Genomic DNA, 11,038 nt, shown 5'->3' with positions numbered 1-11,038 from the left:
CATCCTGGCCGACCATGCGCGCCGCGTCGAGGCCGACGCGGCGCGCACCTGCGCCGAAATCGACAGCCAGAACGGCCGCTACACCCAGACCGTAAAAATCGCCGGCGCGCCCGGCTTCGCCGCCCATGCCCTGCCGCGCAAGTTCGCCGCCTTCCAGGCCGAGCACCCGTCCATCCGCTTCCACCTCCACATCCTGGACGCGGGCCTGGTAGCCGAGCGCGTGCGCTCGGCCCAGGCCGATATCGGCGTCACTTACAGCCACGCGGCGGAAAAAGATATCGCCGTTGTCCATTCGCACCCAGCCGAGATCGTCGCGGTGATGCGACCGGGCCACCCGCTGGCCGCCTGCGACTCGCTGCACCTGACCCAGCTACCCGCCTATCCACTGGCCCTGCCCGACAGCGGAAGCGCCCTGCGGCAGGTGCTGGACATGGCCAGCAGCCTGTACAACATCACGCTGTCGCCGGCTTTCACCGCAAATCTGCCCGACGCGGCCTATCACTACGTCCTCACGGGCGACGCCATCACCCTGTGCGCCCGCCTGACCGCGGCCGACCAGCTCGAAGCCGGCCGCCTCATCTGCCGGCCCATCAACGACGCCCTGCTCAACGCCGGCCAACTCCAGTTCCAGACCCACGCCTCGCGCCCGCTGTCGGACGCGGCCCATCGCTTCCTGCGCTTCATCCGCAACAACACGCTCTGATTCGCCAGCGGACACGGCATTGCCAAAAGCAGAATGCCGGAGTGAAAAATGATCAATTGTTAAATATGTAATCTAAATTTACATTGACCGGATTTCCTGGCGGCCGTTTCAAGCGGTCGCCCAAGCCACACACAGGAGTCCACCATGCTGAAGAATCTGAAGATACGCACCGGCCTGCTGGCCGTGCTGACCCTCTTCGTACTGGCGCTGGCGGCCGCCACCGGCATGGGATGGTTGTATGCCAAGGCCGCCGATGTCGCGGTCGACGACCTCAACTCGGTCGCCGCCGAACAGACCCGGCCGTTGTATGAGACGCAGACATTGTTGCTGCGCAGCCGCCTGACCCTGGTGGCCGCGTACCTGGACATCGTTTCCGGCAAGGGCAGCCAGGCCCAGGGCAGCATCCAGCAAGCCAACCAGGATCTGCAAGAGGCGCGCAAGCACTTCGCGGTGTACCAGCGCGTGCCCAAGAGCACCGAAGCGGGCACGAAACTGGCGGGCGAACTGAACAGCGTTTTCAACGCCTATGTCGGCAGCATCGAGACGCTGGAACAGGCCTTGCAGAAGCAATCGGCCGAAGGCTATGCGACCGCCGTGGTCGACACCCGCAGCGCCGGTGCCCGCTTTGCCGAGCGCGTGACCGCCTTCCTCGAACACACCGAACGCCGCGGCGCCACCATCAACGCCGCCTCCGATCTGCGCTACGAGCGGGCCGAATTGTCCGCCATCGTCATGCTGGCGCTGGCCGCCGTGCTGGCGCTGGGCTGCTGGCGCTTCATCGGCCGCCAGGTGCTGCAACCGCTGAAGGACGCCGCCGTGCATTTCGACCGCATCGCCTCCGGCGACCTGACCCAGCGCGTCACGGTCAATTCGGACAATGAGATCGGCGTCCTGTTCACGGCGCTCAGGCGCATGCAGGAAAGCCTGACCCGCACCGTCGCCGAAGTGCGCCGCAGCGTCACCGAGATCAACACAGGCGCCGCCGAGATCGCCTCGGGCAACACCAACCTGTCGGCGCGCACCGAGGAACAGGCCGCCTCGCTGGAACAGACCGCCGCGTCCATGGAAGAACTGGCCACCGCGGTCAAGCAGAACACCGAACACGCGCACCAGGCCAACACCCTGGCTGCGGAAAGCCGTGGCGTGGCGCTGCGCGGCGGCGAGGCCGTGGGCCAGGTGGTGGCTACCATGGACCGCATCTCGGAAAGCTCGCGCCGCATCTCGGAAATCGTCTCTGTGATCGACGGCATCGCCTTCCAGACCAACATTCTGGCCCTGAACGCGGCGGTTGAAGCCGCCCGAGCCGGCGAGCAGGGCAAGGGGTTCGCGGTGGTCGCAGGCGAAGTGCGCACCCTGGCGCAGCGCAGCGCCCAGGCGGCGCGCGAAGTGAAGGATCTGATCGAACAATCGTCCGGCAACGTCGCCAGCGGCGCCGAACAGGTGCGCGCCGCCGGCGGCACCATGCAGGAGATCGTGGCCTCGGTGCAGCGCGTCACGCAAATCATGGCGGAAATCACCGAAGCCTCGACCGAACAAGCCACCGGCATCGACCAGATCAACGGCGCCGTGACGCAGATGGACGACGTCACCCAGCAGAACGCCGCCCTGGTCGAGCAGGCCGCCGCCGCGGCCGCCTCGCTGGAAGATCAGGCCAAGCGCCTGGCGGCGACCACCGCCTTCTTCAAGCTGCCGGCCGAAACCGTGATCGACGTCATGCCCCAGGCAATCGCGGCGCCGCTGCGGCCTGCCCTGGCCGGCTGAACACGGCCCCGGGCCGTGGCGCCCCGGATTTAAGACTCCGTCCGATCGGCCGTTGTCCAGTAGGTCAGGTCCCGCGGCGCCCCGCGGCCGGCCTTCACCCGACCACGAGCCACCACGCATGAGCCGCGCCCTTGCCTGTCAATTCTGCCTCTCGACGCTGGCGCAAGGCGCCCCGCTGCTGGAACGCAACGGCTCGGCCATCTGCAAGGCCTGCGTCGATGCCTTTTCCGCCGAATTCACCGAGCGGGCCTGGGCCATGGCGTCATCGCTGGACGAACAGCTCGACGTGCTGCTGCTCGAAAGCAAGCGGGCGCTGGAACAAAGCGCCACCCTGGCCGAGCGCGCCCGTGGCTGCGGCCTGAGCCTGGCCGACCTTTCGGCGATGCCGCCGCGCACCCTGTCCTGACCCGCCGGCCCGGCCGGCCTGCCATGGCGGCGGCCGCCGCCTTGACCTCAACCATGGTTTAGGTCCGATACTGCAAGGCTTCCTCAGTACGGTTGTCCACGGAGCCTGCCGCATGTCGTCCCGCATCACCCCTGCCCTGTCCTCGCTCGCCTTCATCAACCCGCCCGGCCTGTACGACCCCCGCCCCAATGGCTACTCGCATGTCGCCGTGGCCGACACGCCCGCCCGGCTGGTGTTCGCCGCCGGCCAGGGCGGCGAAAACACCCGGGGCGAGCTTTCGCCCGACTTCCTGGCCCAGGTGCGCCAGGCGCTGGACAACGTCCAGACCGCCCTGCAGGCGGCCGGCGCCACCCTGTTCGATGTCGCCAAGCTGACCGTGCTGGTGGTCGACCACAGCCAGGAACGCCTGGCGCTATTCTCCAACGAGATCAAGTCGCGCTGGGGCATCCACCTGGCGCCCGCCTGCACCCTGATCCCGGTGCCGCGGCTGGCATTGGACGGAATGCTGGTGGAAATCGAAGCGACGGCGCTGCTGCCGCTCTGATTTGCCGCTCTGATCTGCCGCCTTGATCTGGCATTTGCGGGCACGCTCGGGCCATGGCCGAACGCTCGCCTTGTTCCCCCTGGTGGTGCAAAATGCCAACGCTTCCAGGGCCTGTGATCAGGCCCCCTACCCCACTCCACTCCACTCCACTTTCGCTGCAAACAAAAAGCCCCTGGTTGCAATACCAGGGGCTTCTTTGTTTGCGCATCTGCCGATCAGTGACCCAGCAAGTGCCCGAGCAGAAATAAGTGGTGGGCTGAGCGAGACTCGAACTCGCGACCAACGGATTAAAAGTCCGCTGCTCTACCGACTGAGCTATCAGCCCGACCGAAGCCAGAAATTATGGCGGATTTCTAGGATCCTGTCAAAAAATAGACGCCTCCGCGCGCCGAGAAGGCTACGGCAGTGCGTCGTCGCCACACAGCGCCAAGGGTCGCGCGCGCCCTCGGCCAAGGCAACGCGGCCACTGCCGCCGCCAAGCAAAACGGCCGCTCGCGCGGCCGTCCTTGCTTCGGAGAGGCGATCCCTGGCTTACCAGGCCGCCACCACCGCGCCCTTGAACTTGGTCTCGATGAACTGCTTCACGGCCGGGCTGTGATAGATGCTCACCAGCTTGGCGAACTCGGGACGGTCCTTGTCCTTTTCACGCACCACCAGCACGTTGGCGTACGGCGAGTCGGGCGATTCCTGGGCAATCGCATCGGTGGCCGGGTTCAGGCCCGCTTCCAGCGCGAAGTTGGTGTTCACGGCCGAGGCGTCGGTGTCGTCCAGCGAACGCGGCAGCTGGGCGGCGTCCAGTTCGATGAAGCGCAGCTTCTTCGGGTTCTCGATGACGTCGATCGGGGTGGCCTTCAGGCCGGCTTCCGGACGCAGCTTGATCAGGCCATTGGCCTGCAGCAGCAACAGCGCGCGGCCGCCATTGGTGGGATCGTTCGGCAGCGCAATGCGGGCGCCATCCTTCAGTTCGGCCAGCGACTTGATCTTCTTGCTGTAGATGCCGATCGGGAAGATCACGGTCTTGGCGATGCTGACCAGCTTGTAGCCGCGGTCGGCATTCGCATTGTCCAGATAGGGCTGGTGCTGGTAGCTGTTCATGTCCAGGTCGCCCGAGGCCAGCGCGACGTTGGGCTGCACATAGTCGGTGAACTCGATCACCTGGACGTTCAGGCCCTGCTTGGCGGCTTCCTGCTTGACCACGTCGAAGATCTGGGCGTGCGGGCCGGCGGTGACGCCAACCTTAAGCGGCTTGTCCTGCGCCAGCGCGGGCTGGGTGAATACGGCGGCGCCGAGGGCGAACGCGGCCAGCGACTTCAAAACCTTGATGCTCATGTTGCGAATTTCCCGAATGTCGGAAGGAGGAGAAGAATGTTCGGTATGTTCAACGATGCGAGATGCGGCGCACGTAGCGGTCGCCCAGGCTCTGGATCAGCTGCACCAGCACGATCAGCACGATGACCACGGCGGCCATCACGTCGGACTGGAAGCGCTGGTAGCCATAGCGGATCGCCAGGTCGCCCAGGCCGCCGCCGCCGATGGCGCCGGCCATGGCCGAGTAGCCGATCAGGCTGACCACGGTGACGATGGTGGCGGCGATCAGGCCGGGCAGCGCTTCGGGCAGCAGCACCTTCATGATGATCTGCATCGGCGAGGCGCCCATGGCGCGCGCGGCGGTGATCAGGCCCGGATCGACTTCGCGCATGGCGTTCTCGGCGATGCGCGCCATGAACGGGATCGCGGCCACCGACAGCGGCACGATGGCGGCGGTGGTGCCGATGGAGGTCTGCGCCACCAGCCGCGTGAACGGAATGATGGCGACCATCAGGATCACGAACGGCACCGAGCGGGTGGCGTTGATGACCGCACCCAGCGCGTGGTTGACGGCCTGGTTCTCCAGCATGTTGCCGCGCGCGGTCACGGTCAGGATCACGCCCAGCGGAATGCCGACCAGCACCGCGATGGCGCTGGCCACGCCCACCATCAACAGGGTATCAAGCAGCGACGTAATAAGCAGGTCGATCAGTTGCGGGCTCATGAGCGATTTCTTCAACGGTGATGTCACGGGCGGTCAACGCGGCGATGGCGTCCTTGACCGCGGCGGGCGCGCCTTGGGCCAGCACGAACATCGTGCCGACGGCCACGCCCTGGATGTCTTCGACGCGCGCCTGCACCAGGCCCACGTCCAGCGAATACTGCGTCGCTAGGTCGGACAGGAACGAGCCCGACGCGTCGGTGCCGGTCAGCGACAGGCGCAGCAGGCGCACGGCCTGGCCCGGCTTGGCGGCGGCCAGCGTCTCGATGCGCTGCTTGACGGCGGCCAGCGTGGCATCGGTCAGGTCCGACGCGGTTGCGGCCGACACCATGGCGCGGGTCACTTCGTGGCGCGGCTGCGCGAACACTTCGCGCGTGCTGCCCATCTCGACCACTTCGCCCTGCGACAGCACGGCCACGCGGTCGCAGACCTCGCGCACCACTTCCATCTGGTGCGTGATCATGACCACGGTCACGCCGGTCTTGCGGTTGATGTCGCGCAGCAGCGCCAGGATGTTGTGGGTGGTCTCGGGATCGAGTGCGGACGTGGCTTCGTCGCTGAGCAGCACGTCCGGATTGTTGGCCAGGGCGCGCGCGATGCCGACGCGCTGCTTCTGGCCGCCACTGATCTGGCTGGGATAGCGGTCGCGCAGATGCTCCAGGCCCACCAGGGCCAGCAGGCGTTCGACGCGGGCCGGGATCTCGCTCTTGGCGACGCCGGCGATTTCCAGCGGCAGCGCCACGTTGCCATACACCGTGCGGCGCGACAGCAGGTTGAAGCCCTGGAACACCATGCCGATGCGGCGACGCTGCGCGCGCAATTGGGCCTCGCTCAGTCCGGTCAGCGCCTGGCCGCCGATGGCGATGGAGCCTTCGTTGGGACGCTCCAGCAGGTTGATGCACTGGACCAGCGTGCTTTTACCGGCCCCGCTGGGGCCGATGATGCCGAAGACCTCGCCCTGCTGGATGTGCAGGTTGATGCCACGCAGCGCCTGGAACTGGCCATGCGGCGTGGCGTAGGTCTTGGATAGGTTCTCGATCTGAATCATGGCAAGCGATTTTGTATCTTTTCTCTTCTGAAGAGAACGACCGTTTTTTCCATTTTTAATAACTAACAGCAATATAGAATGCGCCGGCGCAAAGACGTAAAGGGCAGCCGGGAAGGAAAGCCTTCCTGACTGCCCTTTTGCATGGGTGGCCGGCGAACCGGCCGCGCCTGGCTCAGCGAGCGCGCGAAATACGGACTTCCGCGCCGCGGCGCTTGACCTCCAGGCCCTCGGACGGCGAAATGCGCAGGCCTTCCAGCCCCTTGATGTAGCTGGAGCCCTGCATCTGCATGACGCGGATCTTGTTGCGCATGACCACCGGGTTGTGCACCGGCATGCCGAACATCCAGACTTCGTCCAGGATGCGGGCCGAATTGAATTCGCCGGTGTGCTGCGCCGTCGGGCCGAGACAGAGCATGTGCCCTTCGCGGCCGAACACCGGGAACTGGCCCAGGTCGCAGTCGATGGTCCAGGTGGTGCCGCCTTCGTAGCGGTGGCCGGTGTTCAGGTCCCACCAGGCCTCGCCCTTGGGCAGGTACACCCGCACCTGCTTGCCCGGCGCGGTGATCGGCGCCACCAGCAGGGCCGGGCCCAGCAGGTACTGCAGATCCCATTCGTGGGCATGCGGATCGTTCGGGAACGACAGCGCCATGGAACGCTGCACCGGCAGGCCGGTGCGCGCGGCGTCCTCGATGGCGCCCAGCACATAGGGCACCAGACGGTAGCGCCACTGCATCCAGGTCCTGACGTGGGCCAGGGTCTCGTCGCCGAAGTCCCACGGCAGCAGGCCGTTGACGCCCTGGAACGAGAAATTCGCCGAAAACACGCCCGCCGTCAGCCAGCGCAGGTAGAGTTCCGGTGTCATGTCGGCGGTGCCGCGCGATGCGGTGCCGATGCCATGCACCTGGACCGGCAGGCCCGAGGCGCCGATCGACAAGGCGGTGCGCAGGGTATGGCGCAGGCCTTCCCAGCTATTGTCGACCTGCGGCCCCACCTGCCACGGCAGGCGCTGCGCGGCGGGGAACAGGTCGGTGCTGGGCACCACGCCCTCGGGCGGCACCTTCAGGCCGGCGACGGCGTCGAACAGCGCGCGGCGCACCAGCAGCGGATACATGCTGCGCAACGCCGGGCCGGTTTCGCCGTTGCGCGCGGAGACGCCGTCGGGAATCGCGATCTGGGCGTCGCAGGCGGGCGCGTCCAGGCCGTCGTCGATCAGTTGGCGATGGCGCTCGACCCACAGGTTGTAGATGTCGCGGTAGGTCAGGTCCAGCAGGCCGTAGGGCTGGCCCGAGGTGGCGGCAATGCCGTCGAACACCTGCGCCGAACCGTCTTCGCGCGTGAGCAGCCAGCCGCGATCTTCGAGCTCCTCGAACAGCGGGCTGGTCTTGACGACGCCGGGAAAGCCCGACGCCGCCACGTGCACGTTGTGCTTGTGGAACAGCGCCAGCATCTGCTTGGCGTCGGGGAAGCGCTGGGCGTCCCACTCGAACACGGTCTTGTCGGCCTGGAAGCCCCAGGCCGCCGGTTGCGCCAGCGTCACCGCGTCGACCGGGATCTGGTTCTCGCGCATGCGACCCAGCAGCGCCACCGTCTGCGTCGGCATTTGACCGCTGGCCTGTTGCAGCCACGCGCCCATGGCCCACAGCACAGGCTGGCCGGCACGGCCGGTCAGCGCGGTGTACTGGTTCAGGATTTCGGCGGGTTCGCCGGCGAACAGGAACACGTCCAGGACCACGTCGTCGACACTGACGACATAGGCCGAATCGGCCGGCGCCACCCCGACCGCGTGTTCGACGCGGCGCATCGTGTTGACATACACGCCCCAGCCACGCGGGCTCCATGCCAGCGGCAGGGCTCGGTGCTCGGGGTCGTCCGAGACCACCGATTCCTCGCGGCGGTTCAGGTCGCCCGGGGTTTCGCCCAGCCCATAGACGCGTTCTTGCGGCAGCAGGGTGAAGCCCGCCGTCCACACCGCGTCGTCGGCCTGGTCCAGCGCGTTGTGCCCGAATGCGGGCGTATGCGCGGAAACCTCGGATTCGAACACCCGTTCGTCGTTGCGGAACAACGCGATACGCACGGGATTGGATTGGATTTCCAGGGCCACATCGCCCTGGGTGATGCGCCAGCCGTCCCCGCCGTCGCGTGGGGCGATGGCGGCCTCGCCCACCGCCTCCTGGCGCGCGAGCAGCATCTCGGCCACGGCGCGCGCACGCGCGCCGGGCTTGTCATCGGTAAGGTGGTTCGCCTCGCCGCAGCGCAGGCGAAATACACCAGGCGCATGCGCCTCGACTACCAGGTGCAACCCATCGCCCGCGTCGAAATCGATGCGACTGGGGCGGGACGTCAGCAGCTCGACGGTGTCGAGCTGGGTAGTATGGGCAAAGTCGAACTTGGGCGGCACAGAGCATCCCCCGGCTTAAGCCAAAAACCATCAAAAGACGCTATTTTGACGGATTTGAGCTTTGAAATAAACTCGGTCCCTCTTTTGGACGGCGATATCATCCAAAAAAGGGGTCGCAAAGCCCCCGGCCGGCCCGTATCCGGCTCATCGCCGGCGCGCCGCCGCAACGCCATGCCTGCCCCAACGCGGGCCCATTTGGCGCCAAATCCTGGCATTTGCAGTCATTCTACGCCACCCCCTTCAACCCCTCCGCGCGCCACGCAAGTTTTTTCAGCGCGGCGCAATCAGTTGGGACAAATCGGTTTCAAGAGGTGACGGTTCGCCGCAAAGCCGGGACGCGATCAGATCTCCCATCAAGGCCGACCAGGACAACCCACGCGAAGCATAGCCAGCGGCCAGCCACAGGCCCGGCGCATGGGCCAATTCGCCCACGGCCGGCAGGCGCCCCGGCAACACCGCCCGCCACCCCGCCCAGCCCGGCAGGCTACCGGGCGCCAGGTCATGCAACGTGGCCAAGCCGTCGCCAAGCAGGCCGGCGGCTTTGTCCAGGGTGACGCGTTGGCCTTCGGCGCCGATGCGCGCCTCAGTGGCGCCATGCACATAAGTGCTGCCCACCACGCAGCCGCTGCCCGTGTCCGGCAGCAGGTAGCCTTCGCCTCCCACCACGCAGCGCGGACCGCCACCCAGCGCGGCCGCCGGCACCAGCGTGACCTCGCCCGCCAGCGCATGCATCTGCGCCACGCGCGGCAACGGCGCCAGCAGGTCGCTGGCTGCCAACACCTGCCGCGCGCCGAAAGCATTGGCAAGGATCACATGGGTGGCCTGCCCCAGCGTCGCTCCCGCCGCATCCAGCGCGCGCCAGCCCCCGGCGTCGCGCGCCAGCCGCGCCACACAGCCCGGCGCCACCTGCACGCCGGCGGTCGCCAGCAAGGCGGGAATCAATTCGCTCGGCTGCACCAACATGCCCTGGCCGAAAAACACGCCGCCGCGCGCCAGCGGCAGGCCAGCCAGCGCGCTGGCCTCGTCGCGGCCCACCGCGCGCACCCAATCGGCGGGAAACGCCAGGGTCGCCAAGGTGTCCGCCAAGGCCGCCGCGCGGCCCGCATCGCGATCCAGCTGCACCGTGCCACACACCCTCGGCGCCGCCCCGCCCGGTAGTGCGGCCCAGCGCGCCAAGGCGCGGCCACTGCCGGCGCGCGACAGTCGCGCGCGCGCGTTGTCGTCGCGCGCCAGCACCGGTGTCAGCGCCGCCGCGACATGGCCGGCATGGGCCGGCGCGCCGCGCGCCAGGCCCGCATCCAGTACCGTCACCCCCCAGCCGCGCAGGGCCAGCGCTTGCGCGATGCCGGCGCCGGCCAAGCCGGCGCCCACCACCAGCGCGTGACGGGCTCGCTCGTCCTGCGCGGCCGGCGCGGCGGCCGCGCCCGGCATCGCCGTGGCCACCGTCATATGCCATTTGCCGCCATAGCCCGGCGCGCGCCGGGCCTGGAACCCCGCTTCCTGCAGGGCACGCCGCAACTCACCGGTGCAGGCCCAGGTGGCCAATGTGGCGCCCGGCGCGGCCAGCCGCGCCAGATCCTTGAGCAACGGCGCCTCCCACATGCGCGGGTTGCGCTCGGGCGCGAAGCCATCCAGGAAGTACGCGTCCACGCGCGCCGACAAGCGCGGCGCCAGCGTCTGCGCGTCGCCGAATCCAAGCGTCAGCGTCACCGCGCCACCCTCGAATTCAAGCCGGTGCAGGCCCGGCAGCAAGGACGGCCACTGCGCCGCCAGTTGCGTCGCCAGGGGCGCCAACGCCTCGGGCGCATGCCGCGCCAGCAGCACCGCCAGATCCTCGCGGCTGAACGGATGCGCTTCCAATGAAAGCACATGCAGGCGGCGCGCACGCTGTGGATCGTCGCGCCACGCGCGCCAGACCGCCAGGAAATTCAGGCCCAGGCCGAAGCCGGTCTCGCAGACCGTGAACGCGTCGCGGCCGCGCCAACGTTCCGGCAGGCCGTTGCCGCGCAGGAACACGTGTTCGGCCTGTCCCAGCGCGCCCGAGGGCGAGTGATAGACGTCGCCATACGCCGGGCTGTAGAGCCGGCCTTGCGCGTCGACGTCGGCAACGGCGGGGATCAGGGGCACATAGGAGGAAGACATGGGGAAA

The 11,038-nt window shown here is 67.7% G+C and carries 9 protein-coding genes and 1 tRNA gene; 4 read left to right on the top strand and 6 right to left on the bottom strand.

The window, feature by feature from the left end; translation table 11 throughout:
• The 4 genes from AC6LKG_RS21505 to AC6LKG_RS21490 form a co-directional block, all read left to right on the top strand.
• A partial coding sequence (locus AC6LKG_RS21505) for a LysR substrate-binding domain-containing protein (RefSeq protein ID WP_498167932.1) occupies positions 1-703 on the top strand: 703 nt, incomplete at its 5' end.
• Between the two features lie 144 nt (positions 704-847).
• The gene (locus AC6LKG_RS21500) at positions 848-2,464 is read left to right on the top strand and encodes a methyl-accepting chemotaxis protein (RefSeq protein WP_498167929.1); all 1,617 of its coding nucleotides are present in this window, start codon (positions 848-850) and stop codon (positions 2,462-2,464) included.
• Between the two features lie 118 nt (positions 2,465-2,582).
• Positions 2,583-2,870: an MSHA biogenesis protein MshH gene (locus tag AC6LKG_RS21495; RefSeq protein ID WP_498167926.1), complete on the top strand. Its 288-nt coding sequence runs from the start codon at positions 2,583-2,585 to the stop codon at positions 2,868-2,870.
• Positions 2,871-2,982: 112 nt separating this feature from the next.
• Positions 2,983-3,414 (top strand): RidA family protein, encoded by a 432-nt coding sequence (locus AC6LKG_RS21490; RefSeq protein WP_100502990.1) that lies wholly within the window; start codon positions 2,983-2,985, stop codon positions 3,412-3,414.
• 249 nt (positions 3,415-3,663) lie between these two features.
• On the opposite strand, the gene AC6LKG_RS21485 is transcribed toward AC6LKG_RS21490, so the two are convergent.
• The 6 genes from AC6LKG_RS21485 to mnmC form a co-directional block, all read right to left on the bottom strand.
• Positions 3,664-3,739, bottom strand: a tRNA-Lys gene (locus tag AC6LKG_RS21485).
• Between the two features lie 206 nt (positions 3,740-3,945).
• A complete protein-coding gene (locus AC6LKG_RS21480; RefSeq protein ID WP_175134796.1) occupies positions 3,946-4,743 on the bottom strand; it encodes a MetQ/NlpA family ABC transporter substrate-binding protein in 798 nt (265 codons plus the stop codon).
• A gap of 49 nt (positions 4,744-4,792) precedes the next feature.
• Positions 4,793-5,446 carry a methionine ABC transporter permease gene (locus AC6LKG_RS21475; RefSeq protein WP_006388812.1) on the bottom strand — a complete coding sequence of 218 codons (654 nt, stop codon included), beginning with the start codon at positions 5,444-5,446 and terminating at the stop codon, positions 4,793-4,795.
• Positions 5,403-6,491, bottom strand: a complete 1,089-nt coding sequence (locus tag AC6LKG_RS21470) for a methionine ABC transporter ATP-binding protein (protein WP_498167922.1) — start codon at positions 6,489-6,491, stop codon at positions 5,403-5,405. Before AC6LKG_RS21470 ends, AC6LKG_RS21475 begins: the two co-directional genes overlap by 44 nt.
• A 172-nt stretch (positions 6,492-6,663) precedes the next feature.
• Entirely contained in the window at positions 6,664-8,889 is a 2,226-nt protein-coding gene (locus AC6LKG_RS21465; RefSeq protein ID WP_498167919.1) for a glycoside hydrolase family 31 protein, read from the bottom strand.
• Between the two features lie 270 nt (positions 8,890-9,159).
• On the bottom strand, positions 9,160-11,031 hold the full coding sequence (gene mnmC / locus AC6LKG_RS21460) for a bifunctional tRNA (5-methylaminomethyl-2-thiouridine)(34)-methyltransferase MnmC2/FAD-dependent 5-carboxymethylaminomethyl-2-thiouridine(34) oxidoreductase MnmC1 (RefSeq protein WP_498167916.1): 1,872 nt from the start codon (positions 11,029-11,031) through the stop codon (positions 9,160-9,162).
• Positions 11,032-11,038 lie beyond the last annotated feature (7 nt).

It is taken from the genome of Achromobacter sp. 46006, from assembly GCF_059761975.1.
Note: the sequence above shows the minus strand (reverse complement) of the source record. Positions and strands in the feature narration are given on the sequence as shown.

Coding starts and splice junctions, on each gene's coding strand:
- AC6LKG_RS21490 (WP_100502990.1), top strand. CDS start 2,983: ATGTCGTCCCGCATCACCCCTGCCCTGTCCTCGCTCGCCTTCATCAAC.
- mnmC (WP_498167916.1), bottom strand. CDS start 11,031: ATGTCTTCCTCCTATGTGCCCCTGATCCCCGCCGTTGCCGACGTCGAC.
- AC6LKG_RS21480 (WP_175134796.1), bottom strand. CDS start 4,743: ATGAGCATCAAGGTTTTGAAGTCGCTGGCCGCGTTCGCCCTCGGCGCC.
- AC6LKG_RS21470 (WP_498167922.1), bottom strand. CDS start 6,491: ATGATTCAGATCGAGAACCTATCCAAGACCTACGCCACGCCGCATGGC.
- AC6LKG_RS21475 (WP_006388812.1), bottom strand. CDS start 5,446: ATGAGCCCGCAACTGATCGACCTGCTTATTACGTCGCTGCTTGATACC.
- AC6LKG_RS21500 (WP_498167929.1), top strand. CDS start 848: ATGCTGAAGAATCTGAAGATACGCACCGGCCTGCTGGCCGTGCTGACC.
- AC6LKG_RS21495 (WP_498167926.1), top strand. CDS start 2,583: ATGAGCCGCGCCCTTGCCTGTCAATTCTGCCTCTCGACGCTGGCGCAA.